Genomic DNA, 24,138 nt, shown 5'->3' with positions numbered 1-24,138 from the left:
GGCATATGAGGCTCGGCATCACGAGAAAGTGTGCAACGAAGAACCAAGATGGTAACCATGGAATCCCTTTTAGGCTGTCCGTTCATATGCGTTTGACGTCAAAGCTCCCGGAGCGCATCGTCCTCCTCCTGTATGCTGTGGCCATAGGTGTCGTGGCAGGTTATGGCGCGGTGGGTTTTCGAAGGCTCATTGATGTCTTTAACTGGCTATTTTTTCGCGGCGCAATGTCGTACTTACGCGTGCTTGGCCGTGGCGAAGTCGTTTTCTTTCCCGCCATCGGCCTCCTGATTGTGAGCATACTGGTTCGCCGATTTGCTCCTGAAGCAAAGGGGCATGGTGTGCCGGAAGTCATGGCCGCGATTGCGGAGCGAGGCGGGGTGATCCGGCCGCGGGTGGTGGTCGTCAAAGCGGTAGCCTCTGCACTCACGATCGGATCGGGCGGCTCCGTAGGGCGAGAAGGGCCCATCGTTCAAATTGGCTCGGCTTTCGGTTCTGTTTTTGGGCAGATATTGGGGGTGCCAAAGCGATATCTGCGCCTCTTGGTTGCGTGTGGAGCTGGAGCAGGCATTGCGGCGACGTTCAATGCTCCGATTGGCGGCGTGATGTTTGCGACAGAGGTGATTTTGGGCAGTTTTGCTTTAGAGAATTTCACGGCCATTATGATGTCCAGCGTGGTGAGCGCTTCGATTGGACGTATCTACTTGGGGAATCACCCCTCGTTTAATATTCCCATCCACGATGTTGGCCCCTTTCGTGCATACTGGGTCTATGTACTTTTAGGTCTGGTTTCTGGGCTGTGGGGCATTTTGTACGTCAAAGTGTTGTACCGAGTTGAGGACTGGTTTGATGCTCGCCGTTGGCCGTTTTGGCTGAAGGCAGTGATTGGCGGAATTGTTGTCGGTGTGATGGGAATATGGTTTCCCCAAATCTTCGGCGTTGGATATGGCACAATTGACCGCGCACTTTCAGCGCAGCTTCCGCTCTATCTGCTCGGTTTCCTCCTTGTCTTAAAGCTGCTCGCCACGTCCATTACCATCGGAGCCGGCGGATCCGGGGGCGTATTTTCTCCTGGACTGTATCAAGGAGCGATGCTCGGAGGACTTGTTGGGATCATGCTGTCCCACGCGCATATCGCGGTGAGTCCTGGTGCGCTGGCCGCGATAGGGATGGCGGGTGTTTTTGCGGGAAGCGCGCAAGCGCCAGTTACAGCCATCACCATGCTGTTTGAGATGACCGGCGATTATAGCATGATCCTTCCTCTGATGATCACGAGCGTCTTGTCGGCCACTGTGGCAGGCCTGATCTCCTCGCAAAACATTTATACAATGAAACTTTTCCGCCGTGGGCTTGACATTGTACGTCTACGCGAGCCTGATCGGATGAAAGCATTCACCGTTGCAGACGTCATCCAACCCAATAGAACGGTCTTTGACGCCGGGGCGACGATTGAATCTGCCTGGGAATCGTTTGAGAGAAAGACCGAATGGTTCGCGTTGATTCGGGATGCAAAGCGTGGCATCGTGGGATCCGTTGCGAGAGCCCAGATTGTGGAGGCGCTTCGAGCTGGCCGGGGTGGCGAACCGATTGGCAACCTACTGCCTGCGGATATCATCCGAATCGATGAACGCGCGTCTTTGGCTGAAGCACTGGCGTTGATGAACGAGCACGGCGTAACCTATTTGCTCGTTTGTCGCGGCGACGTGGGTATCGGCGTGGTCGGTTCCTCCGATGTCATTCGTGCGTATCGACGCGTGGATTGAGCAGTCTTCAAATAGGCGGGACCGTTCGGTCATCTTGGGCTTCGAAACGGGCGGTCATCAGGAAAAAAGGGGAGTGTTCCAATTTGGAACACTCCCCTTTTGATCTTGGATGGTCGGAATGACAGGACTCGAACCTGCGACCTCACGGTCCCGAACCGTGCGCTCTACCACCTGAGCTACATTCCGTCGCCTTGACGCCTCAAAGCGGACAGGAATGAATATAGCAGAGGGCACCTTCCTCGTCAAGGCCTTTTTGTGGAAAGAGCGTATAAAGTTTGAGTAGGGGCTGCTCTCGGGAGGATTTTCCGGGGACAAAGAGAAGAGACCTCACTGAGCACAAAACAACCCGCGTTGCAGCGCGGATGAAGAGGTGAGGTCTCTGATGTTGAACATTCGACGCAGCTATGCAAGTTTCCTGTCGCTTGTGATGACCGCCGCCAGGCTTTCGCAGCATCCGGGGGATTTTGCGGTGCTCGAGGAAGAGATTTCGAGGGCGCTGACCAGTTTGGGGGCCGAGGTGATCACGTCGGTGCTTGAAGCTTGGGATGAGAAGCTGGCGGCGGAGCGTGACCGAAATGAGTGGGAGCTGGTTCAGTGTAAACCACGGACGATCGTGTCCAACGTGGGAGAGATTACATATCGTCGGCGTTACTACCGCAATCGAAAGACGGGCGAACGCCGCTTTCTGTTGGATGACGCAGCAGGTTTCGATCCGCGTCGTCGATTGAGCGGGAAATTGAGAAACCAAGCTGTCGCGCTGGCGTTAGATGTGTCGTACCGGCGCGCGGCAGAGATTCTCCAGACGTGGGTGCCAGACATCAGCGCGATGGCGATTTGGCAAGAGGTGCAGAGGCTCGGAGGGGAGAAGCGCGCCCGAGCGGAACTGGAGCGCGAGAAGGTATTCGAACAAGGAGAAGTTCCATCAGGGACGAGCAAAGTGGAGACGCTCTTTGTGGAAGCGGATGGCGTGTACGTGCGCGGGCGCAGGGCGGAAGATGGTCAATCACACTTCGAACTGAAAGTGGCCGTGGCGTATGAAGGCAAGCAGGAGCAAGGGCGTGAGCGGCGTGCCCTCATGAATCGGCAGGTGGTTGTGGGGACTGAGGAGGCCGAACGCTTCTGGGAGGGGGCAGTGGCATCGTTTGGGCGCGTGTGGGACTGGGCCAGTGTGAAGCGATGCTGGGTCGGTGCAGACGGAGCGGAATGGGCGAAGAAGGGCGTCGAGATGCTCCCTGGAGCTCGATATCGATTGGATCCCTTTCACCTACGGCGCGCAATAGCTGGGGCCTTGGGGCGGGAGACGCAGGCCTACCGGAAGGTATGGGATGCGGTAGGAAGCGGGGATTGGTCACAGGTTGAAAAAGTCCTGAGGAAGGCGGAGAGCCAAAGCGAAGGAGCGAAGAAGCAGCGTATCTCGAAGCTGAAGTCGTACATGGAGAAGAATTGGGAAGGCATCGTGAGCGATGGTGACGTGGTGAGTCTGGGTACGATAGAGGGTCAAGTGTTCCACCACGTGGCGCGCCGGATGAAGCGCCACGGGGCACGTTGGAGCAAGTCAGGGGCGGATGCGCTCGTACGGCTTGTCGCAGCTCGCTCGAATCAGGAGCCCCTGCGAGTGCGTAGGCTTTCTCGTTTCGAAGTACAACCGAACGAACTGGCCAATGGGAAGCGAGTGAACGAGGCCGAACTCACAAGGCATGCTAAGGAAGCAGTGAGGTGGCTTGAAAGGCAGATGCCAGCATTGGTCGGTCCGCACGCGGACCGACCCTGGGTGAAGTACGTCTTACGTGAACTTTCCAGGATTTCGTTTACGGTGGCCTAATCAATCTACCCAGTGGGGTCTTCCCCTACGACAACTTGACACGGCCTTGTGGAAAAGGGATGCCTGAGATGCTTTCCATCAGACAAGCTCTCCAAATGCATATACGCTGTTGGCGAGTGAGCCGTATTGCCAATCGCGATGCATAAGCCTCCCTTGTGGCCGCTCTTCACCAGCACCCATCGCGTAAAATAGCGGGATCAAGTGCTCCACGCCCCACGACGGCGCGGCCCACTCCGCATACGGCGCCTCTTCGCGGTAGGCAAACAGCGCATCGACGTCCCCTTCGGAGATGCGCGATTCGAGCCAGCGCTCGAACGCCTCCGCCCAGGCTTCCGGCTGGCCGTCCTCCCGGTTCCATTGAAGCATACGCAGGTTGTGCACCGTCGCACCGCTTCCAATGATCAAAACGCCCTCTTGTCGCAGGGGCGCGAGCGCCCGGCCAATTTGGAACTGATGTTCCGGGCGAAGCGCCGGATCGACGGACATCGAGACGACGGGGATGGACGCATCCGGGAAGATGCGAGACAGAATCGTCCAGACGCCGTGGTCGAAGCCGCGGGCCGGGTCCAGGCGCGCTTCGATCCCGGCGCTCACGAGAAGTTCTTGGATTCGAACGGCCAGCGCCGGGTCTCCTGGGGCTGGATATCGGATCTGGTACAGCGCCTCTGGGAAACCGTAGAAGTCGTGAATCGTGTCGGGTTGAGGCGATGCCGAGATGGTCTGACATCCTTCGGTCCAGTGGGCGCTGAACACGACGATGGAGCGCGGGACAGGGAGATCGCGCGACAACTGGTCCAGGTAACGTCCGTAGACACTGTCTTCGATCGCCACCATCGGGGAACCGTGGGCGATAAACAGACTTGGCATTACGCGCGTCATAAGGCTACTTCTCTCCTTGTGGGAGGAATTTTTCTTCTCCGTTCAGAATGGAATGCAGATACGCCTGATGGTCATGGGAGGGGACGATGTTTTACCAGACGATTGACGATGACTTGAGGCTTCGGCTGTTGGAACCCAGAGATGCCGACGCCTTGTTCCGACTGTTGGATGAGTCGCGCGCCTACCTGCGCGAGTGGTTGCCGTTTCTCGATGCCAACCAGAGTTCGGAGGAGACGCGAGCGTTTATTCTGTCGGGCCTCCAACGATATGCGGCGCAGAACGGCGCCGAGATTGGCCTATGGTACCGAGGCAAGATCGCCGGTGTGCTCGGGTTGCATTTTATCGATTGGGCCAATCGGTTGACGACCGTCGGCTATTGGCTGGGCGAGCGATATCAGGGCAAAGGCATCATGACCCGGGCTTGCAAGGCCGTGATCGACATCCTGTTTCGCGAATACGGCCTCCATCGCGTGGAGATCCGCGCCGCGACAGGCAACCACAAGAGCCGGGCCGTCGCGGAACGGCTTGGCTTCCAGTACGAAGGCTGCAAACGACAAGCCGAGTGGCTGTACGACCACTACGTCGATCACGCCGTGTACAGCATGCTCGCGGAAGAGTGGCGAAGCCTGCAAGCCCGGTGACGCTAGGCGCCTACCAAACTTTCCGCATCTCGATCTCGTCGTGCAGCGGAATGCCATCGAGGCCGAGGCGCGGAATCGACGGCTTTTGCTTCCGCGCCTCGTCAATGGCGCCCACGTGCACGGCGTGAAACCGGTAGCCGCGCCGCTGGTAGAATCGCATCGCTTTCAGGTTGTCGTTCGATGTGATGAGCGTCACGCGCGAGGCGCCGGCCTGTTTCGCCGCATCTTCCACCGCCTGCAGCAAGCGCGTCCCCACGCCGATGCCTTCCACCAGGCTGTTCAGGCTCAGCAGCTCACATTCTTCGTCCAGGACCACGAACGTGGCGGCACCGACATAGGCGCCGCCCTGCACCGCGATGACGGCTTCGACATCTTCCAGTCGGTACACCCTGCCGCGCGAGACCATCGTTTCGTCGCCCCATTCGCGGTTCCATAAGTCGAGGAGCCACTGTCGATCCGCCTCTCGCTGCGGGCGAATCACTTGAATGGTGTGGTGAGTCCGGGAAAGCTCCATGGGTTCATTACTCCTCGGCACCGCTCTTCGATGCGAACACGTGATCGCGTTCGTTGGACAGACCTGCTATACTGATCAATAACACAACGGTGCGTGCAAAGGGTGATGGATGGTGGCCACGGCGGGAGCGAGCGACATTCTGAAGGGGCTCAACGAAAAGCAGCGCGAGGCGGTTACGGCGACCGACGGGCCGGTGCTCGTCATCGCCGGCGCGGGTAGCGGCAAGACGAGCGTGCTGACGCGGCGAATTGCGTACCTCATCGCCGAGCGCCGCGTGCCGCCGTGGGCCATTCTCGCCATCACGTTCACGAACAAGGCGGCGCGGGAGATGGAAGAGCGGATTGAGCGCCTAGTGGGGCCTGTCGCCTCCGACATCTGGACGTCGACCTTTCACGCCATGTGCGCGCGCATTCTGCGGCGGGACATTCATCATCTGGGCTACACGTCGGCGTTCACCGTGCTCGATGCCGCGGACCAGGTCTCACTCGTCCGCCGTCTGATGCAGGAGATGAACATCGACGTGCGGAAGTTCGAGCCGCGAGCCGTGCTTTCCGCCATCAGCCAGCACAAGAACGAGCTGCGTTCGGCCGAGAAGGCGCTCGATCTCGCCGGATCGCCGTACGACAAGATGGTGGGCGACGTGTACCTGGCGTACGAGAGGCGGCTGCGCGAAAATCAGGCGCTCGATTTCGACGACCTCCTCGTAAAGACGGTCGAGCTCTTCCGCAAGGTGCCGGATGTCCTCGCGTATTATCAGCACCGGTTCAGCCATATCCATGTCGATGAGTACCAGGATACCAACCACGCCCAATACGTCCTGGTCAAGCTGCTCGCCGAGCGGCGCCGCAACCTGTGTGTCGTCGGCGATTCGGACCAGTCCATCTACGGCTGGCGGGGAGCCGACATCCGCAACATCCTCGAGTTCCAGAGGGATTACCCGGATGCGCGCGTGATCCGGCTCGAGCAAAACTACCGCTCCACCGGGCGCATCCTTCGCATCGCGAACCAGGTCATCCAGCACAATCAGCTGCGGCTTGAGAAGAACCTGTGGACGGATCGGGGCGAAGGCGAGAAGGCGAAGCTGTTCGTCGCGCCGGACGAGCGCGTGGAGGCCGATTGGGTGGCGGACGAGATTGCGCGAGCGGTGTCCGACGGGCGCCAGTATCGAGACGTGGCCATCCTGTATCGGACCAATGCCCAGTCCCGCGTGCTGGAGGAAGCGTTTCTGCAGCGCGGGATTCCGTACCGCATCTACGGCGGTCTTCGCTTCTACGAGCGGCGCGAAGTGAAGGACGTGATCGCCTATCTGCGCCTCATCGCCAATCCGAACGACGATGTGTCGTTCCTCCGCGTGGTCAACGTGCCGAAGCGCGGAATTGGCGATACGACGCTCGAGAAGCTGGCCGAGTACGCGCGGCAGCGCGGAACGTCTCTTTTTGAGGCGGCGCTCCACGCTCCCGAAGCAGGCATTTCGAAGAAGGCGGCGTCCGCGCTTCAGTCGTTCGTGGAGCTGATTCAGACGCTGCAACTCCAGCGCGCCTTCCTGCCACTGACGGATCTCACGGACGAGCTGTTGGAGCGGTCGGGCTATCGCGAGGCCCTTCGCGCGGAGCGCAGCATGGAAGCCGAGAACCGCCTGGAAAACCTCGACGAGTTCCTGTCTCTGACGCGCGAATTTGACGAAGAGGGCGTGTCGGACGGCGAGATGGGCGCGCTGGAACAGTTCCTCACGCACGTCGCGCTCGTGTCGGACGCGGATCTCCCTGGCGGGCGGCCGGGACGCCGCGAGGACGTGGACGAGGTGTCCGTGATGACGCTTCACGCCGCGAAGGGACTCGAGTTTCCGGTGGTGTTCCTCATCGGCCTCGAAGAGGGCGTGTTTCCGCACCGGCGAGCGCTCGACGGCGGCGAGGAGCTCGAGGAGGAGCGGAGGCTCTGCTACGTCGGCATCACGCGGGCGATGGAACGGGTGTACATGACCACGTGTCGTTCCCGCATGTTGTTCGGTGAGCGGCGCTCGTTCACGCCGTCTCGCTTTCTGTCCGAGATGCCGGCGTCGGACATCGAGCGGGTGGACGCGGAAGACGCGATGTTCGGCCGCGGTTGGCGCGATGCGCGCGCGGGGGCGCGTGCGCCCGTGCACGTGGCGGCCGATGCGGCGTCCGGGCCGCGGATGAGCGTGCCGAGATCGTTTGGTGCGGATTTGTCCGTGCCGTACGAGCCTGGCGATCTCGTCGAGCACCGCAAGTGGGGGCGCGGCGTGATCGTCGCCAAATCGGGCGAGGGCGAGTCGCTGGAACTCGTGGTGCGTTTTGACGATCCCATCGGCGAGAAGCGGCTTTTCGCCAAGTTCGCGCCGATTCACAAGGTGGATCCCTAATCGGATGCAAGCATCCCATGCAGTCCGTGATGAGGAGTGTGATGCGTGTCGTGGACGCCAAATCGGCCTTGTCCTTGGAAGAAGCGCGTGCGCGCGCCAAGGTGCTCCGGGAACAGATTGAATACCACAACCGAAAATACTACCTGGAGGACAACCCGGAGATCTCCGACGCGGAGTGGGACGCGCTGATGCGCGATCTCATCGAGCTTGAGCGCAAATACCCGGAGCTCGTCGATCCGGCCTCGCCTACGCAGCGGGTGGGTGCCCCGGCCCTCGAGGGATTCGCCAAGGTCGTGCACGAGGTGCCGATGCTGTCGCTCGCAAACGCGTATTCGACGGAGGATCTGCTCGATTGGGATCGCCGCGTGCGACAGGCGGTGGGCGACGACGTCCGCTACGTGTGCGAGCTCAAGATTGACGGCCTGGCCGTGGCACTGCGCTACCAGGAGGGCCGGCTCGTGCTTGGGGCAACGCGCGGCGACGGCGAGGTGGGAGAGGACATCACGGCCAACATTCGCACCATTCGCAACGTGCCGCTGGAACTTTCGGAACCTGTGTCGCTCGAGGTGCGAGGCGAGGCGTACATGCCAAAGCGCGAGTTCATGCGGCTCAACGAACTCCGCGAGCAGCAGGGCGAGCCGCTTTTCGCCAACCCGCGCAACGCGGCCGCCGGATCGCTCCGCCAGCTCGATCCGGCCGTGGCCGCGAGCCGGAGGCTCGGCGTGATTGTGTACCAGTTGGTGCGCGCCGAGGCGCACGGGTGTGAGACGCACAGCCAGGCACTGGACTACGTGGCCCGCCTCGGCCTGCCCGCGCACCGCGAGCGGCACGTGTGCGCGAACATCGAGGACGTGATCGCCTACATCGAGGCGTGGGCGGACAAGCGCCACGAGCTGCCGTACGCGACGGACGGCATGGTGGTGAAGGTGGATTCTCTCGCACTGCAGGCGCGCCTCGGCGCCACCGCCAAGAGCCCGCGCTGGGCCATTGCGTACAAATATGCGGCGGAGCAGGCGGAGACCACGCTTCGCGCCATCGAGCTAAACGTCGGCCGCACGGGCGTGGTGACGCCGACCGCTGTGTTCGATCCCGTCCAGCTCGCGGGCACCACGGTCTCGAGGGCTTCGCTGCACAACGAGGATTTGGTGCGCGAGAAGGACATCCGCGTGGGCGACGTCATTGTGGTGCAGAAGGCGGGAGACATCATTCCCGAGGTCATTCGGTCACTCCCCGAGCGGCGCACCGAGCCGCTGCCCGAATTTCGCATGCCGGAGACCTGCCCGCAGTGCGGATCCAGGCTCGTGCGGCTCGACGGCGAGGTGGCGTGGCGCTGCATCAACCCCGACTGCCCGGCTCTCCTGCGCGAGGGGCTCATCCACTTCTGTTCGCGCGACGCGATGAACATCGAGGGCCTCGGTGAGCAGTGGATCACGGTGCTTTTGGAGCGCGGGCTGGTACGGACGCACGCAGATTTGTATCGCCTTCGAAAGTCGGATCTCGTTCAGCTCGATCGGATGGGCGACAAGCTCGCCGATAAGCTGTTGCACAATATCCAGGAGAGCAAGCGAAACTCGCTCGAGCGCCTCTTGTTTGGACTCGGCATCCGGCACGTGGGCGAGAAAGCGGCCAAGACGTTGGCGGAGCACTTCGGGACCATGGACGCGCTCATGTCCGCAACTGAGGAGGAGTTGATGGCGGTCCCCGACATCGGCCCCAAAGTCGCGCAGAGCATCCGCCAGTACTTCGATACGCCCCGCGTGCGCCAGTTGATTGAGGAATTGAAAGATCTGGGTGTGAACATGGTCTATCTCGGCCCGCAGAAGGTGTCGGACGGCCCGCTCGCCGGAAAGACCGTGGTATTGACCGGCGTGCTTCACGCGGCGGATCGAAAACAGGCGACGGAGTGGATTGAGCGGATGGGGGGCAAGGTCGCCTCGAGTGTCAGCGCAAAGACAGACGTGCTCATCGCGGGGGAGAAAGCCGGATCGAAGCTCGCCAAAGCCCAGGAGATCTTGCGGACTCATCCGGACGCAAAGCTCGAAATCTGGGACGAGGCGGCGTTTCTGCGCCTCGTGGACGAGGCGGGACTTCGCTGAGCCTCGTAGATCAGGCAGGACTTCACGCTCACTCGACGAGCAAAAAAGCGGGCTGGCGTGTTGCCAGCCCGAAATTGAGGATGGGTTGCGGTGTTCGTCCCCGACATGCTGCCTTTCGCCGCGCTTTGGCCACTCGTTCTCCCGCCGCTTCGGTGGCCACGCGATGGAGGCGCCTGCCTCGCCGTGGACAACCGCCCGCGTGCGAAGGCGATTCACCGATGGGGGTCGCCGCGGACATCGGTGAGCTCGCCCCGGTGTGCACGCCTGTGCCAAACGGGTTTTGCGATTGCCCCGGCACCATGATCATGCCTCGAAGTAGGCGATAAGGGAAATACATGTTTTGTATATGAATGATAAATCAATTCTTATCACTCCTGTCATCTTGCTGTAACCAAGTGGCGGTATACTCTATCTACACACGGCGGACATTCTCTCCTGTCTGGCGTGTCTTGCAAAATTGCATATTGACGATTCAGCTTTTCCGTTGCCACAATCATAGCAGCGAAGGTAGATTTGGTTGTCAATCGCTTACATAGGTTGATACATCGTGAATTCGACAGGGTGATTCGGACATGCGGAGTCGGTGGATGGGCGGATTTTTGGCCGCAAGTCTCGCGGCACTCGGGACCATCGGCGCAATGGGGGATGGGGCAAGCGGAGCCCTGGACATGCATCGGCAGGCGGCTTCGGTTGCGGATGGTAGCAAAGCGGTGAAGGAGGCGACAGCATCCGCGCCCTCCGACGTACCCGGCGTTCACTTCTCTCTTCCGTTTTTCTTCGGACCGCCGGTGAAAATCGTGACCTTTGGCTCCGGCATTCCTTCGTCCGAGGTCACGCACATCCAAAATCTTCTCAATCGTGTGAATTCCATTCAGCGCATTCGCGACTTTCTCGGCGTTCGCGTGAACCACACGGCGACCATTGTCCTCGTGAAAAATGCGTCGGACTACCAAGCGGAACTTCGTCAGCTCGGGGTGTCGGCCGGGGACGCGTCCAGTCTTTCCGAGGACTCCAATGGTTTCACGCTCGGCAGCACCGTCGTCATTCCGTTGTTCCAAAATCCTACGGACGTGGACTTGGCGAACGTGTTGACCCATGAGCTCACGCACGTGGACATCAACCAGCACATTTCGAACATTCCCAGTTGGATGAATGAAGGCATGGCGGTCTACATGGGGATGAACGGTCAAAAAGCCATCGAGAATCCCGTCGATTTCGCGAGCGATGAGAAGCAGGACGCCGAGGACATTCTGCAGGTTGTCCAATCGAATCAACTGGTCCCTCTGACGGGCAGCGAGGCCGCCATCCTGTCCGGTCAGGAGACCTATGATTACGAGTTGCAGGACTGGCTAGCGGTATGCTATCTCATCGCGCACTACGGCAAGTCGTCCATTCAGACGCTGGTTCGCCATCTCGAATCAGAGAATCCCAACCAAGCGTTTTTCGACACCTATGGTGAGACGGTGTCAGCGTTCAACGCCCAATTCACCAAAGCCCTCAAGCAGTCCGCCAGCGTGGCCAGCGCGGGCGCGTCGCTCGAAATCAGCATTTCTCCGTCTTATCACGGCGAAATTTTCGTGCAACCGCCCAACCAGGCTGTCGGCCACGGATTCAAGGCTGAGCCGGGAACGCACCATGTGACCGTGACGCCTTCTGGACAAGTGCAGGCCGACCTGCCGTCGGTCGGGACGAAGAAGAGCAAGATTCCGGCCACGCCCGGGACGATGTACGTTTCGCTGTTGCCACAGCGGTTCGGGAACGTGGACGGCCAGAAGTTGCTCGATGCCGAGATGGAAATTCAGATTCAAAACGGCCTGTACACCTTCGAAAATGCGTGGGAAGAACTCGAAAATAACCCGATGTACGATCCGTCCTATCTGCCGGAGGTGCTCGGGGTCACCATTACGGCCATCCACGACGAGGCTCCGAATGATCCCATTCTCACCATGCTGAACGCCGAAAACGCATGAGGCATCGTCCACATGAGGACACAGGAGGGAACAAAGGGCCACCTCGCGATGGCCTTCGCGAGGTGGCCCCTTCTGACGAATCGCGGCGATGCGCGCGTCAGTTGCGCGAGCGAAGGAATTCCTGTACTGAGAGCTTTTGCTCCGTGCGCGCGTGAAAGAATGCGATGCGGTTGGAATACCGGCCGGCGATGAAGGACGCCGGGATGACGACGGCGAGGGTGACGAGCAGGTCATGCATGGTCAAGGTCATAGGCCCCTCCCTGAAATGTGGTCCTTCATTCGCTCTATGTCTATGAGATCCCGAGGAGGGACATGACTGAACCGGGCGCATCTGCGCCTCTCAGGGGAAAATCGGCATCCATGGCCGGCCTGTGCTATAATCCCGAGAGGAACTGCGTCTGACAAACCTCATGACCATCCAATGGCACCCTGGAGAAGGAGGATGCTCATTGAAGATCACCGATGAGACGGTGAGTCACGTCGCCAAGCTTGCGCGGCTGTGGCTTCATCCTCAGGAACTCTCGCAACTCGTTCCCCAGTTAAACGACATTCTCGAGTACGCCGCAAAACTGCAGAGCGTCTCGTTGGACGGCGTGGAGCCGACAAGTCACCCGTTCCATGAGGTGAATGTGGTGCGCCCGGACGTGCCCCGCGAAAGCCTGTCGAGAGAGGAAGCGCTCCGCAATGCGCCGGATCAGGATCAGGGCATGGTGCGCGTTCCGGCGGTTTTGGAAGGAGGGGGCGGCGCATGAGTACTCCGACGGTGAAGGAGATCCTCCGGTCCATCGCGGCAGGGGAGACCAAGGCGCGCGACTGGGTGGAGCAGTCGCTCCGCGCGATTCGCGAGATTGACGGCCGTCTGAAGGCGTTCCTCCTCGTGGATGAGGAGCAGGCGCTCGCCGCGGCGGACCGGATCGATCGCGCCAAGATGTATCAGCATGCACCGCTTCGCGGCGTTCCATATGCGGCCAAGGACAACATCGTCACGCGGGGCGTGCGGACCACGGCCGCGTCGCGCATCCTCGAGAATTACATACCGCCCTACAACGCGACCGTGATTGACAAGCTGCAGCAGGCCGCGGCCGTGATGGTGGGCAAGACGAACATGGACGAGTTCGCGATGGGATCGTCCACGGAGACGTCCGCGTTCCAGAAGACCGCGAACCCGTACGGCGAGGACCGCGTGCCCGGCGGATCGAGCGGCGGGTCGGCGGCGGCGGTGGCGGCCGGACTGGTGCCGTTCGCACTGGGTTCGGACACGGGTGGATCCATTCGCCAACCGGCGGCGTTCACCGGCTGCTTCGGCATGAAGCCCACGTACGGACGGGTGTCCCGGTACGGGCTTATCGCGTTTGCGTCATCGCTCGATCAGATCGGCCCGTTCACGCGGACGGCGGAGGACGCGGCGCTCGTGCTGAACGCCATCTGCGGCCACGATCCGCTGGATTCCACCTCGAGCCGCCAGCCGGTGCCCAATTTCGCGGACGGGATCGACAGGGGCGTCAAGGGCGTGCGCGTGGGCATCGTGCGCCACCTGCCGGAAGAGGGGCTTGAGCCGGGCGTGAAGGCGGCGGTCGATCGCGCCATTCAACAGCTTGAGGCGGAAGGCGCTGAAGTGGTGGAGATTGAGCTGCCGCACATGGAGTATGCGGTGGCGACGTACTATCTCATCGCGCCGGCGGAGGCGTCGTCGAACCTCGCTCGCTACGACGGCGTGCGGTACGGGCGGCGCGCGGAAGCGTCGAGCCTCATTGAGATGTATGAGCGGTCGCGCAGCGAGGGCTTCGGCATGGAGGTCAAGCGCCGGATCATCATCGGCACCTATGCCCTGTCCTCCGGATATTACGACGCGTACTACAAGCGGGCGCAGCAGATGCGGACGCTCATCCGCCAGGACTACGAGCGGGCGTTTGAGGCGTGCGACGTGATCGCCATGCCGACGGCGCCGACGACGGCGTTCAAGCTCGGCGAGAAGCTGGACAACCCGCTGCAGATGTACCTGAACGACATCTACACCATCCCGGCCAATCTCGCGGGCCTGCCGGGCGCGAGCGTGCCGTGCGGATTTGTGGACGGGCTGCCCGTGGGGCTGCAGCTCATTGGCCGGCCGTTCGATGAGGCGACCATTTTGCGCGTGGCGCACGCGTACGAGCAGGTGCGCGACTTCGCGTGGCCGAAACCGGTGCTGGGGGTGGCAGAATGAACTACGAGACGATCATCGGCCTCGAGGTGCACGTCGAGCTGAAGACGGACACCAAGATCTTCTGCGGCTGCCGCAACGACAGCAAGTCGGAGCCTAACACGAACGTGTGCCCGGTCTGCCTCGGCCACCCCGGCACCCTGCCGGTGTTGAACGAGCGGGCGCTGGAACTCGCGGTCAAGGCGGCGCTCGCGCTCCACTGCAAGATCAACCAGAAGTCGAAGTTCGACCGGAAAAACTACTTTTATCCGGACCTTCCGAAGGGGTATCAGATCTCGCAGTACGACAAGCCCATCGGCGAACACGGGTACGTCGAGATCGAGGTGAACGGCGAGACGAAGCGCATTGGCATCACGCGCCTGCACCTTGAAGAGGACGCGGGCAAGTCGATGCACGCCCCGGACGGATCGCACACGCTCGTCGACTACAACCGCACGGGCGTGCCGCTCATCGAGATTGTGTCGGAGCCGGACATCCGCTCGCCGGAAGAGGCGCGGTTGTACCTCGAGGCGCTCAAGAGCATCATGGAGTACTGCGACGTGTCCGACTGCAAGATGGAGGAAGGATCGCTGCGCTGCGACGCCAACATCTCCCTCCGTCCCGTGGGGCAGACGGCGTTTGGCAACAAGGTCGAGTTGAAAAACATGAACTCGTTCCGGTTCGTGCAGCGCGCGCTCGAGTACGAGGTCGAACGGCAGCGCGAGCGGTACGAGAGCGGTGAGCCCGTCATCCAGGAGACGCGCCGCTTCGACGAGGCGACTCAGACGACGGTGTCGATGCGCACCAAGGAGGAGGCGCACGACTACCGCTACTTCCCCGAGCCGGACTTGGTCGATCTCGACATCGACGACGCGTGGCTCGAGCGGATCCGGGCCTCGCTGCCTGAGTTGCCGTCGGCCAAGCGCCGCCGGTATGTCGAGGAACTGGGCCTGCCCCGGTACGACGCGGGCGTGCTCACCTCCGATCCGAAGATGGCCGCGTACTACGAGGCCGTGATCGCGGCCGGCGCCGACGCGAAACAGGCTTCGAACTGGGTGATGAGCGACGTCTCCGGCGCGTTGAACGCCGAGGGCAAGACGTTTGCCGATTGCCCCATTCCGCCTGAGCATCTGGCGGGGCTCATCGGCGAGATCGCGAGCGGCAAGATCTCGTCGAAGCAGGCGCGCGAGGTGTTCAAGCTGATGTGGGAGACCGGCAAGAGCGCGGCGGAGATCATCAAGGAGAAGGGCTTCGAGCAGGTGAGCGATCCGGCCCAGTTGCAGCCCATCATTGACGAGGTCGTGGCGAACAATCCGAAATCGGTGGCGGACTACAAGGGCGGCAAGGAGCGCGCGCTGGCGGCGCTCGTCGGCCAGGTCATGAAGGCGACGCGCGGCAAGGCCAACCCGACGCTGGTGAACGAGATGCTGATTGAGAAGATCAAGAGCCTCTGACGGAGGGATGCTTCCATGGCGAACGCTCAATCGCCGCCCGTCGCGGCGGGCGAGGAATACGAGGTCGAGGCCATCCGCCAAAACGACGACGGCGACGGGGTCGCCCAGATTCGCGGGATGACGGTGTTCATCCCGTTTTTGTTACCCGGCGAACGCGCGCGCGTGCGAATTGAGCAGGTAGAGAAGCGATTTGCGCGCGCTCGACTGTTGGATCGGATGAACGACGCGCCGGATCGCATGGAGTCAAGGTGCCCGGTGTTTACGCGGTGCGGCGGCTGTCAGGTGCAACACATGGGGTATGCGGCGCAGGCGGCGTGGAAGGAGGCCCGGATTCGGCGGATGGCTGAGCGACTGGGGCTCGATACTGGTCTGGTTCGGCCCATCGAGACCTCGCGCACCCCTTACCGCTATCGGAATCAGGTCCAGATGCCCGTGCGCTGGAACGAGGCCGCGCAGCGCGTGGAGATGGGCTTCTTCGAGCTCGGCTCCCACGACATGGCCGTGACGGAGACGTGCCTCCTCGTTCCCGAGGCGATGGACGACGTCCTCCGCCGCGCTCGCTGGTTTCTCACGTCGCTCGGGTCGACGGCGCAGTTTGTCCACCACGTCATCGTCCGGCAGTCGCACGCGACGGGCGACATGGCGGTGGTGTTCGCGCTGGCCACGGACGATCCGTCTGTCAAGCGATCCGTCGGCCGCTTCCACGCTCCGCAGGTCGCGCAGGTGGCGGTGACCGTCCAGCCGCGCGCGCATGGGCCCGTGTGGGGACCGACCGTTCACGTCATGAAGGGAGAGGACCACCTCGAGGAGAACCTCTGCGGGCTGCGCGTGCAGTGGTCGCCGCGGTCGTTCCTGCAGGTCCAGGCCGACATGGCGGAGCGCATGTACCAACACGTGGTGCGCGCTGCTGGTCTCCGGGAGACAGACGTCGTGATCGACGCCTACTGCGGCATTGGCGCCATGACCCTGCTTCTGGCGAGACACGCGGCCAGGGCGGTGGGCGTCGAAGAGGTGGAGGACGCCATCCAGGACGCGCGCGCCAACGCGAAGCTGAACCAGGTGCGGAACGCGGAGTTTGTCGTCGATCGCGTCGAGCGCTGGCTGCCGAGCTTCGTGGAAGCGGGCAACCGAGCCGATGTGCTGGTGTTCGATCCGCCGCGAAAGGGCGTGGACAGGGCCGCGATTGAGGCGGCCGCCGAGGCGAACGTCGAGCGGCTGGTCTACGTCTCCTGCAACCCCGCCACGCTGGAGCGCGATCTCCGCCTCCTTGCCGCGCGCGGGTTCTATGTGACGGACATGCAGCCGTTTGACATGTTCCCGCAGACGTCGCACGTGGAGTGCGTGGTGACCATGCGGCGGGGGTAGCGATGCCACCGGCCCGCCCATGTGGCGGGCTCTTTTCCGCGCGTTCTCCATTGGCCCCGCCTTGCGGCGCGGCGATCCTCATGGCCGATGGCTGGCGTCAGGTTCTGCGCAAATCGAGAGAATCCAGTCGGCGATGTCTTCGATGACTTGCGGATGCACGTGTTGTGGCACCCGGTACTCCTGTTTCGCCTTTCGGATATCTCCATGAACGGACGGCATGAAAAGGTGATTGAGGTTCGCGTAGAGCTTGAATGTGGCGTTTGGTCTTTGGCCAAGCAGCTTGCGATACCCGTTGAAATCGCTCTCCACCGACACGTGGAAGTCCTTGTCGCCCTGCAGAATGAGAATGGGCTTCGTCCAATCCTGCAGGTAGCGCTCGCTCGGGTGTTCACCCATCTCCTTGAAGTAGTAGGCTGAGACGCGGCGGCCCAAGAGTTTCGTCGCCTTGGCCTTTTCGTCGCTGAGTTCGTAGAGACGCGAAAATTCAGCCGTCAGCTTCGCAATCTGGCGCTCGGCGATTCGCTTCACAAACCGATTGCGCAGTCCGTTGAGAACCGCGAGATTTTGGTCCATCATGACCTCGTCGAGTCTCCGGGGCGATCCCGCCATGATGATGATTCCCGCAAAATTCCCTCCCTCCGCGTCGATCCGCGGCGCCAGCATGCCACCCAGGCTGTGGCCGATGAGAAAGACCTGGTTCGGCGCTACGCGCGGGTGGTGGCGCAGGAGCGCCGTCGCGCGCAAGGCATCCTCGATGGTCTCCTCCCAGACGGTGATGTAGGGGAGGCGGCGCATCTGGTTGCGGTAGACATAGGTCCGCTTGTCGTAACGAAGCACGGCGATGCCGCGCGCCGTCAAACCCTCGGCGAGATCGCGAAACGGCGCGTTGTTCCCGACGCGTTCGTCCCGGTCATTCGGCCCAGAGCCGTGGACCAAGAGCGCGGCGGGCAAGTCGCACTTTTCGCCGTCCGGGAGAGACAGGCGCCCCGGCAGCGGATGGTCCGTGTCCGAACCGACGATCACGTCTTCCTCGAGCATGAGACCGTCCTCCTCGCCGCGGTTCACATGTCACACGGAACGAGCTCGACGAAGCCGGAGCAGTTCGGAGTCGTGTTCCAGCGCGCGCACCGCCAAGGTCTCGAGCATGCGATGGTGTTGCGCCTGCGTGCCTCGCACGTCCACCATGTCGGACCGAAGCCCGGCGTACATCGTGTTGGTGGTGGCCACCATGGAAATCAATTGGGTGAGATGATATTCATGGCGCGCCAAGGTGAAGGACTGCTCATCCAGCAGGCGCCCGTGTTCGCGGAGCAGATTCGTGTGCTCATCCAGCGTCTCGGTGTGGCGTCGCAACGTCTCAGCTTGCGTCACCAGTTGATGTTCAACCGCTGAGAGGCGGGTTTCGACGCGATCGAGCCGCCGCTCGATCTCCTGTCTCAGGTCTGAAATGAGGCCCTGGAGCCCCTCAATCGCTGTCAGAATGGACTGGGACTGTTGTTCCATCGATCATTCGCTCCTTGCCCAGACGAGGATAGGGAAAACGACCGCCATGAATCGATAGAGCGATGATAATCCTGTTCAGAAAGAGGATCAAGAGGGTTAGGTTTATCATTTTGTAAACGAAATCTACGTAAGTAGAGGAATCTTCGTTTCCAGGATTGCATCTATTATCGGGGCTTGTACTGGGGTAACTCACGCGCTGTCACAACGAGTGTGATACGTTACGATGAATCTATCACATGGACGGCATCGAGTCACCGGAGGCGTCCGGGATGACCCGCAGAGATTCGATGCTCACATGGTCAAAGATATCGCGCTTGACGGAGGTATGAACGTGCTAAGAGCAGTCAACACGCCTCACCACCTGGGCATTGAGGTGAGTGGGGATGCCGAAGACTTTCAAACATTGTATGAAGCGCTTTGGAAATTAGCTGGGGACGAAGATCAATGGTCCGAGTTGGAGGAGGCACGCCTTCGCATTCTCGCGGTGTGCTACGATCTTCGCCATGCCCTACAAGGGCATCGCGAAGTCGAGGTGTACGACAACGGATTGACGCCTGAGATGATGCGAACCTGGGGCCGAATTGGGCCGCGAGAGAACGTTCGTTTCGCCTTTAAGATCCTGTATCCTGAGGCATTGTTCGTCACGGCGGCTCTGAACGACTTCTTGTTCATCTACATGGGCCCCCATGGCGAAGCCATCACATCTCGAGCACACGCGGATCAGATGGATCTCAACATCGTGTACGGGCGGTATTTCCAGACGCTCGTGCTCCGCTGCGCGGAGGAGATCACCAGCAAAAGCGGCTTTAAGCGCCTGCGGAAAGCCTTGAATACCCAGTTCCCGTGGACCTACCAATACTTCAGTCAATACCTTGACTACCTCGATGACGAGTTCGTGCGGAAGCGCCCCGAGCGGCGTGGCGTCATCTTACCTACGCTGGTCGAACGAATGACGTCCAAGGGGCCAGAATACCAGGAAATCGTGAATTCCATCCTCCGATACGCGGACGAGCATGGGTGTACACCCGACGCGGTCGGGTTCACAGACGAGATCGACTGGGATAATATGGAGTGGTGAGGCCGGCTGGTCCTATGAAAGATACCTCGCGCCAGAGGATTCCAGCCGATCACGACATTACTGCCTATGCTCGGCGCCTATGCTCGGCGCCTATGCTCGGCGCCTATGCTCGGCGCCTGGGCGAGGCATCCGGCTTCATCCTTGCGTGATTGGCACGAAATCCTTGGGGCCATCCTCACGATTGCTGACACCGATGAACCCGTCGTCTATCTGGAGGACGAGCGCTTGGCCTCGTTGTGCGTTGCGTCTAAGGAACGGGTGGCGTCCAGATGTTGGGGATCCTTGGATGGCTCGCTTTGTTCGGCCAATCGCGTGGACGTCAGAAATCATGGTACAACACGCCAACCGTATGCATTTGCTGCATGCGACGAAAGGGTATCTCGCCCGCGAACAAGGGGCTGAGCCGTGGTGCGCGCTATTAGTGCGTGGCTCGCGGAGAACTGGTCGATCCAAGCTGAGAGGGGGCAAGAGATCTGAATGCGTTGGTTCCCGAATACAGGCGGTTGTCATCCAGAGTTAGTACACGGACGAGCATGGCGAGGACGGGCCAGGCCCTTGGCTTTACCGTGCCGACGTACGGCGATAGACATAGCCCCCTTGGCGCAGTCCCTGTACCAGTACCCCAGCGGGACCCAGTTTGCAGCGGAGGCGTGACACGAGTTTGGCGATACCCTTCGGATTGACGTGCCCTTGCCAAAGAGCTTGAGCAATTTCGTCGCGACTCACGACTTCATCCTCGCGATTTATGAGGAGATCCAGTAACTTGGCCTCCATCTCGGAAAGCGGAACCAAGCGATGTTCAATGAGCAAACAGCGTTCGTTCTGTTTGTAGTGGACCCCGAGTCCGAGATTGACGGATACAGGAGGAAGCGAGGGCAGGCCGTCCGGCACGCGGAATCGCTTAAGAAAAGTCTGTGCATCACCGCCGATGAACGTGCGAATCGCCGAAAGCGGGTCGGTCAGAAATCCAGACACGCCAAGAGCGCGGGCCCGTTGCCAGTCGCGCTCGGTGAGTGCCGATCGAACCAAAACGTAGTGCAGTCGGTGTCGCGGAGAAGACTCTAACATCTCCCAGAATCCATCATTCAACTTCAGTGCTCCATCAATGAAGACGTCTTCCGAACATGCTGCAGCGAGCGCGATGACGCGCTCGGTCGTCCTGCACGTCCGCAGATCACATCCCTCCAGCACGATGGCAAGCATGCGCGCGAGACACAGTTCGTCTGTGCACAGGATGATACGCATGGGTTCACGCTCCTGACCATCCACGCAAGGTGCTTCTTCTCAAGTCTACACATTCTTGTTCAATATCCCATGTTCGGAACTGCTATTGCTAGCAAAATGCTAGCGAACTTCCTTGCGTCGATCACGTAGACTATCCTCAGCATCTATCAAACTTGATTCTGTGCAAATTTGGGAGGTTGAAGTGGCGAAACTCAAGCGGATGACAGGCATTTCGATGGGCGTCTCTGGTGATTCAGCAAGTGCTTCGTATTCGTCTTCGTGGCAAACTGTGAGAACGCCGTCGAAGTACTGGACAAACAACAATGGAGCCAAGGAATCGGATTACCGAGGCAACCTGGTCATCGGTCCAGCGGTCGATTACCGGCAAGGATCGATTGTGACGGTCAACACGGCCAGCGTGAAACTTGCCGGTGATCCGAAGACCTACACCATCAGCGCTGGAGTGTGATCGATGAAGCGCATCCGAAGATGGAAGGAGCGAGCGGCTGTCTTGCTCGCCGTTTGCGGAGCATTGCTCATCACGACGGGATGCGGGTCTCAGCCTGCCTATGAGAATTCCGTCGTCATTCCAAAGCCATCGAACGATGACGAACACGTGATTGAGGATCCGGTGGATCAGCGGTTCGTGCTGTACGACGAAAAGCATAAAGCCGCCGTGAGTTGGACCAACGTGCCCAACGAGTTCGTTTACAATTTTTCGACGCCCTCTGACGTGTACACCATCGGTAACAGTCTGACGAATCATTTTTCTATCGTGCGGTTGGCCAACGGAACGGTGAAGACCTTGTATGTGCTTCCGGATCAAGCACACGAGGCAGTGTTTCCACTTGCGACGAACGGACGGATGACGTTCTTTCTCTTGGTTCACTATCGCGACGATGGTATCGAAGTGTGGCGCCACATTGTGCGCTGGGACGACGATTCCAAAGCGTTGCTTCCGTTTGAATACGTGGACGGCGCCATCGAGCAAGGCGCTCTGGTAGGGAGGGATCTCTACTATACCGTGATCCGACCAGATCGAAGCGTGTGGTTATACCGCGTAGACGGGACGCGTCTCAATGCTCGTCCCGTTCTGGTGTCGACGCGATGGGCTGAGGGGCCGTTGCTTGCGTGTCAAGGTGACTTGCTCACCGTGAGAGGTCATCGCTTGGTTTATGGATCGCGTTTATTTCCTGAGGGCGAAGTCAATCTCGTCACACCGAACGGGATACTCGTCCAGTTTGATGAAGATGAGAATTCGCTGACCACGCGCGCAGATGTGTATGAGCTGCGGGACGGCCGACGAATTGGCGGTGCCATCGACGTTGAGGGGTTTCAATGGGTACAAAACGGCATTCGATTGGACTGTAAGGGTCACATCGAGACCGTTTTTTGGAGTGAATCAGGCAAGAGCGGAGCGATTCACAGATGATCGTCTTGCAAGACCTCCGAAAGCGCTATGGCGGTCGCGAAATCTTGAGCGGAATTACGGTCACATTGGAGACGGGGCGGGTGTATGCCATCGCGGGGCCGAGTGGCTCCGGAAAGACGACACTTCTGCAAATTTTGGCTGGCTACGAACACCCAACCTCCGGGGCGGTACAAGTGTCGAACACCTTGCGCCTTGAGTATGCTCCTCAAGACTTTCTTCTGTTTTCCACTTTGACGGTTTGGCATCATATGCGTCTCAAAGCGGCCGCCAGGCGGCTGCAAGAGAGATGGGAGGAGCGTGCGCACCGACTTTTGGCTGACCTCGGAATCGCGAACCACTGCCGTGCGCGGGTCGGTATGCTCTCGGGAGGAGAGCGACGGCGACTTCAACTTGCTATCGCACTGCTGCCGCCTTCCGATGTACTCTTGTTGGACGAACCGACCTCGAATCTCGACGCGATGGCGTCGGAGCAAGTTTGGGAGACCTTGGCGCGGGAAGGTGCGGGCAAGACGATGGTCATCTGTAGTCACGCGCCGATACCGTCGCAATTCGAGCCTGTACGGTGGCAACTGCGGGGAGGCGTACTTGATGTGGAGTGATAGCAAGATCTTGCGCAGCGCGGCTCGAATGATGCGAGCCAAAGCGCCGATCCAGTTTCGACTTGCCGCCGCAACCTTGTTCGTCGCCGCCCTCACGCTATCGACAATGGGTTTATTTGCATGGCGCGTCGTTCAGGATGCTAAACGCCAATTTGTGACGAACACCGCCGTTCACGTGATCCTTGTAAACTCCAGATCCTTAGGCGAGCAGGAGCTCCCGCGTCACGTCCAGTGGCAAGATCGGCAGCGTATTCAACAAATCCTCGATCAATCGCTGTCCGACGCGGGTGCCCGGGCCTGGAATGTCTATCAAATCAATTTCGGCATCACCGATTCCGAAGGGCGCGCAGATTGGGTGGAATCTGTGGATCCGGGTGCCGCATCGCTCCTTGGCCTTGCGCAGGTGCGCGATGACACCGCGTATACCACGTCGTCTACGGCTTCTCGCCTGATTCTCTACGTTCCCGTCGTGCGTCAAACGCAGGGCGGCTATGAAAGCGATCAGCGTATTCCCATGGCCCTTTCACGGGTCGAACCGATTTCGAGGCATGCTCCGCTCATGACGCTGTCTTCCGCATGGAATGCGGACAGTCCCAACGGTCGCCCACTATTTGTGTCGTATGACACGTACCGCAACATTTTGGAACGCGCGTTCGGCCAGCCTTTTGCGGGCGTGATCCGCGCACTTGAGCGAGGCCAGGATTTCGGGATTGAGCCCGTTGCATCCGTCGCGGTGTATATACCTCATTTGACGGATGTCGACCAAGTGGCGCGCATTCTCACAGCGCACCATTACAACGTTGCGTACGCACTGGGGGCGTTTCAGCAACTCTCGTCCACTTGGCGCACCGCGGCTCGAATGGCCTTCGGCTTCATCCTAGTGACGGTCGTGGCTACGTACCTTGGCCCATGGCTTGCCTTTCGCAGCGATCTACGCCGTTCCCGAAAGGACCTCGGGATCCTTCGCCATTTTGGCTTCTCTGCTCAAGAAGTGGCTCGGATTTATCACATGAAGTTTCGAGGAATGTTTCTTACGTGTGCGGGAAGTATGGCCCTTTATACGCTGGTCGCGGGTACCTTCATGTTTCGCCTTCCTTGGTATGCCTGTGCTGTGCTGGCTTCTGCCTCCACCGCTTGCGTAGGTCTCCTGTCGATGGTACTTGCGCGAGCTGCACGAAAAACCGCCGCGCTCCAGTTCCCGCATTTACTCCGACTCTCCAACGAGATGGAGTGAACACAGTC

The 24,138-nt window shown here is 60.3% G+C and carries 21 protein-coding genes and 1 tRNA gene; 15 read left to right on the top strand and 7 right to left on the bottom strand.

Annotated elements, in window-relative coordinates:
- Positions 1 to 5 precede the first annotated feature (5 nt).
- Positions 6 to 1,760 carry a chloride channel protein gene (locus AC27E8_RS15085; protein WP_195867015.1) on the top strand — a complete coding sequence of 585 codons (1,755 nt, stop codon included), beginning with the start codon at positions 6 to 8 and terminating at the stop codon, positions 1,758 to 1,760.
- Positions 1,761 to 1,870: 110 nt separating this feature from the next.
- Here AC27E8_RS15085 and AC27E8_RS15080 read toward each other — a convergent pair.
- Positions 1,871 to 1,946: transfer RNA gene (locus AC27E8_RS15080), tRNA-Pro, on the bottom strand.
- Between the two features lie 196 nt (positions 1,947 to 2,142).
- On the opposite strand from AC27E8_RS15080, the gene AC27E8_RS15075 reads away from it, so the two are divergent.
- A complete protein-coding gene (locus AC27E8_RS15075; RefSeq protein WP_487100117.1) occupies positions 2,143 to 3,582 on the top strand; it encodes an ISLre2 family transposase in 1,440 nt (479 codons plus the stop codon).
- A 78-nt stretch (positions 3,583 to 3,660) separates the two neighbouring features.
- On the opposite strand, the gene AC27E8_RS15070 is transcribed toward AC27E8_RS15075, so the two are convergent.
- Positions 3,661 to 4,461: a dioxygenase family protein gene (locus AC27E8_RS15070; RefSeq protein WP_487100116.1), complete on the bottom strand. Its 801-nt coding sequence runs from the start codon at positions 4,459 to 4,461 to the stop codon at positions 3,661 to 3,663.
- A gap of 86 nt (positions 4,462 to 4,547) precedes the next feature.
- Between AC27E8_RS15070 and AC27E8_RS15065 the strand changes: the two genes are divergently transcribed.
- Entirely contained in the window at positions 4,548 to 5,102 is a 555-nt protein-coding gene (locus AC27E8_RS15065) for a GNAT family N-acetyltransferase (protein ID WP_487100115.1), read from the top strand.
- Between the two features lie 10 nt (positions 5,103 to 5,112).
- On the opposite strand, the gene AC27E8_RS15060 is transcribed toward AC27E8_RS15065, so the two are convergent.
- Entirely contained in the window at positions 5,113 to 5,616 is a 504-nt protein-coding gene (locus AC27E8_RS15060; RefSeq protein ID WP_487100114.1) for a GNAT family N-acetyltransferase, read from the bottom strand.
- 109 nt (positions 5,617 to 5,725) lie between these two features.
- Between AC27E8_RS15060 and pcrA the strand changes: the two genes are divergently transcribed.
- The 3 genes from pcrA to AC27E8_RS15045 all read left to right on the top strand — a co-directional run bounded on the left by pcrA (position 5,726) and on the right by AC27E8_RS15045 (position 12,062).
- Entirely contained in the window at positions 5,726 to 7,996 is a 2,271-nt protein-coding gene (gene pcrA, locus AC27E8_RS15055; protein ID WP_487100112.1) for a DNA helicase PcrA, read from the top strand.
- Positions 7,997 to 8,037: 41 nt separating this feature from the next.
- Positions 8,038 to 10,092 carry an NAD-dependent DNA ligase LigA gene (gene ligA, locus AC27E8_RS15050; RefSeq protein ID WP_487100111.1) on the top strand — a complete coding sequence of 685 codons (2,055 nt, stop codon included), beginning with the start codon at positions 8,038 to 8,040 and terminating at the stop codon, positions 10,090 to 10,092.
- A gap of 572 nt (positions 10,093 to 10,664) precedes the next feature.
- On the top strand, positions 10,665 to 12,062 hold the full coding sequence (locus AC27E8_RS15045) for a gluzincin family metallopeptidase (RefSeq protein ID WP_487100110.1): 1,398 nt from the start codon (positions 10,665 to 10,667) through the stop codon (positions 12,060 to 12,062).
- Positions 12,063 to 12,159: 97 nt separating this feature from the next.
- On the opposite strand, the gene AC27E8_RS15040 is transcribed toward AC27E8_RS15045, so the two are convergent.
- Positions 12,160 to 12,306: a hypothetical protein gene (locus AC27E8_RS15040; protein ID WP_162470211.1), complete on the bottom strand. Its 147-nt coding sequence runs from the start codon at positions 12,304 to 12,306 to the stop codon at positions 12,160 to 12,162.
- 205 nt (positions 12,307 to 12,511) lie between these two features.
- On the opposite strand from AC27E8_RS15040, the gene gatC reads away from it, so the two are divergent.
- Genes gatC through rlmD form a run of 4 tightly spaced genes read left to right on the top strand, consistent with a single transcriptional unit; the run spans position 12,512 to position 17,060 of the window.
- The gene (gatC, locus tag AC27E8_RS15035; protein WP_008338537.1) at positions 12,512 to 12,814 is read left to right on the top strand and encodes an Asp-tRNA(Asn)/Glu-tRNA(Gln) amidotransferase subunit GatC; all 303 of its coding nucleotides are present in this window, start codon (positions 12,512 to 12,514) and stop codon (positions 12,812 to 12,814) included.
- Positions 12,811 to 14,265 (top strand): Asp-tRNA(Asn)/Glu-tRNA(Gln) amidotransferase subunit GatA, encoded by a 1,455-nt coding sequence (gene gatA, locus AC27E8_RS15030; protein WP_487100109.1) that lies wholly within the window; start codon positions 12,811 to 12,813, stop codon positions 14,263 to 14,265. Before gatC ends, gatA begins: the two co-directional genes overlap by 4 nt.
- Entirely contained in the window at positions 14,262 to 15,695 is a 1,434-nt protein-coding gene (gene gatB, locus AC27E8_RS15025; RefSeq protein ID WP_487100108.1) for an Asp-tRNA(Asn)/Glu-tRNA(Gln) amidotransferase subunit GatB, read from the top strand. The genes gatA and gatB overlap by 4 nt, the downstream gene beginning before the upstream one ends.
- Positions 15,696 to 15,710: 15 nt before the next feature.
- On the top strand, positions 15,711 to 17,060 hold the full coding sequence (gene rlmD, locus AC27E8_RS15020; protein ID WP_487100106.1) for a 23S rRNA (uracil(1939)-C(5))-methyltransferase RlmD: 1,350 nt from the start codon (positions 15,711 to 15,713) through the stop codon (positions 17,058 to 17,060).
- Positions 17,061 to 17,138: 78 nt separating this feature from the next.
- Here rlmD and AC27E8_RS15015 read toward each other — a convergent pair whose 3' ends face one another.
- Together AC27E8_RS15015 and AC27E8_RS15010 are read right to left on the bottom strand one after the other, a co-directional pair.
- Entirely contained in the window at positions 17,139 to 18,098 is a 960-nt protein-coding gene (locus AC27E8_RS15015) for an alpha/beta hydrolase family protein (protein WP_487100105.1), read from the bottom strand.
- Between the two features lie 30 nt (positions 18,099 to 18,128).
- On the bottom strand, positions 18,129 to 18,563 hold the full coding sequence (locus tag AC27E8_RS15010; RefSeq protein ID WP_487100103.1) for a hypothetical protein: 435 nt from the start codon (positions 18,561 to 18,563) through the stop codon (positions 18,129 to 18,131).
- A gap of 331 nt (positions 18,564 to 18,894) precedes the next feature.
- Between AC27E8_RS15010 and AC27E8_RS15005 the strand changes: the two genes are divergently transcribed.
- On the top strand, positions 18,895 to 19,641 hold the full coding sequence (locus AC27E8_RS15005; protein WP_487100102.1) for a DUF6904 family protein: 747 nt from the start codon (positions 18,895 to 18,897) through the stop codon (positions 19,639 to 19,641).
- A 561-nt stretch (positions 19,642 to 20,202) separates the two neighbouring features.
- Here AC27E8_RS15005 and AC27E8_RS15000 read toward each other — a convergent pair.
- Entirely contained in the window at positions 20,203 to 20,910 is a 708-nt protein-coding gene (locus AC27E8_RS15000; protein WP_487100101.1) for a winged helix-turn-helix domain-containing protein, read from the bottom strand.
- A 157-nt stretch (positions 20,911 to 21,067) separates the two neighbouring features.
- Between AC27E8_RS15000 and AC27E8_RS14995 the strand changes: the two genes are divergently transcribed.
- Genes AC27E8_RS14995 through AC27E8_RS14980 form a run of 4 tightly spaced genes read left to right on the top strand, consistent with a single transcriptional unit; the run spans position 21,068 to position 24,130 of the window.
- Positions 21,068 to 21,334 (top strand): hypothetical protein, encoded by a 267-nt coding sequence (locus AC27E8_RS14995; RefSeq protein ID WP_487100100.1) that lies wholly within the window; start codon positions 21,068 to 21,070, stop codon positions 21,332 to 21,334.
- Between the two features lie 3 nt (positions 21,335 to 21,337).
- Positions 21,338 to 22,297, top strand: a complete 960-nt coding sequence (locus AC27E8_RS14990; protein WP_487100099.1) for a hypothetical protein — start codon at positions 21,338 to 21,340, stop codon at positions 22,295 to 22,297.
- Positions 22,294 to 22,896, top strand: coding sequence for an ATP-binding cassette domain-containing protein (locus AC27E8_RS14985; RefSeq protein ID WP_067850174.1), 603 nt, complete (start codon positions 22,294 to 22,296; stop codon positions 22,894 to 22,896). The genes AC27E8_RS14990 and AC27E8_RS14985 overlap by 4 nt, the downstream gene beginning before the upstream one ends.
- On the top strand, positions 22,886 to 24,130 hold the full coding sequence (locus AC27E8_RS14980; RefSeq protein WP_487100098.1) for a hypothetical protein: 1,245 nt from the start codon (positions 22,886 to 22,888) through the stop codon (positions 24,128 to 24,130). Before AC27E8_RS14985 ends, AC27E8_RS14980 begins: the two co-directional genes overlap by 11 nt.
- Positions 24,131 to 24,138 lie beyond the last annotated feature (8 nt).

This window comes from Alicyclobacillus sp. CIJ1 (genome assembly GCF_057538885.1).
This window is presented reverse-complemented; position numbering and strand designations above follow the sequence as displayed.

Bases quoted from the DNA above. Each gene is read 5' to 3' on its own strand.
- AC27E8_RS15010 (WP_487100103.1), bottom strand. From the start codon at position 18,563: ATGGAACAACAGTCCCAGTCCATTCTGACAGCGATTGAGGGGCTCCAG.
- gatB (WP_487100108.1), top strand. From the start codon at position 14,262: ATGAACTACGAGACGATCATCGGCCTCGAGGTGCACGTCGAGCTGAAG.
- rlmD (WP_487100106.1), top strand. From the start codon at position 15,711: ATGGCGAACGCTCAATCGCCGCCCGTCGCGGCGGGCGAGGAATACGAG.
- AC27E8_RS15075 (WP_487100117.1), top strand. From the start codon at position 2,143: ATGTTGAACATTCGACGCAGCTATGCAAGTTTCCTGTCGCTTGTGATG.
- AC27E8_RS14990 (WP_487100099.1), top strand. From the start codon at position 21,338: ATGAAGCGCATCCGAAGATGGAAGGAGCGAGCGGCTGTCTTGCTCGCC.
- AC27E8_RS15060 (WP_487100114.1), bottom strand. From the start codon at position 5,616: ATGGAGCTTTCCCGGACTCACCACACCATTCAAGTGATTCGCCCGCAG.
- AC27E8_RS14980 (WP_487100098.1), top strand. From the start codon at position 22,886: ATGTGGAGTGATAGCAAGATCTTGCGCAGCGCGGCTCGAATGATGCGA.
- AC27E8_RS15045 (WP_487100110.1), top strand. From the start codon at position 10,665: ATGCGGAGTCGGTGGATGGGCGGATTTTTGGCCGCAAGTCTCGCGGCA.
- AC27E8_RS15015 (WP_487100105.1), bottom strand. From the start codon at position 18,098: ATGCTCGAGGAAGACGTGATCGTCGGTTCGGACACGGACCATCCGCTG.
- AC27E8_RS15085 (WP_195867015.1), top strand. From the start codon at position 6: ATGAGGCTCGGCATCACGAGAAAGTGTGCAACGAAGAACCAAGATGGT.
- gatA (WP_487100109.1), top strand. From the start codon at position 12,811: ATGAGTACTCCGACGGTGAAGGAGATCCTCCGGTCCATCGCGGCAGGG.
- ligA (WP_487100111.1), top strand. From the start codon at position 8,038: ATGCGTGTCGTGGACGCCAAATCGGCCTTGTCCTTGGAAGAAGCGCGT.
- AC27E8_RS15065 (WP_487100115.1), top strand. From the start codon at position 4,548: ATGTTTTACCAGACGATTGACGATGACTTGAGGCTTCGGCTGTTGGAA.
- AC27E8_RS14985 (WP_067850174.1), top strand. From the start codon at position 22,294: ATGATCGTCTTGCAAGACCTCCGAAAGCGCTATGGCGGTCGCGAAATC.
- pcrA (WP_487100112.1), top strand. From the start codon at position 5,726: ATGGTGGCCACGGCGGGAGCGAGCGACATTCTGAAGGGGCTCAACGAA.
- AC27E8_RS15070 (WP_487100116.1), bottom strand. From the start codon at position 4,461: ATGACGCGCGTAATGCCAAGTCTGTTTATCGCCCACGGTTCCCCGATG.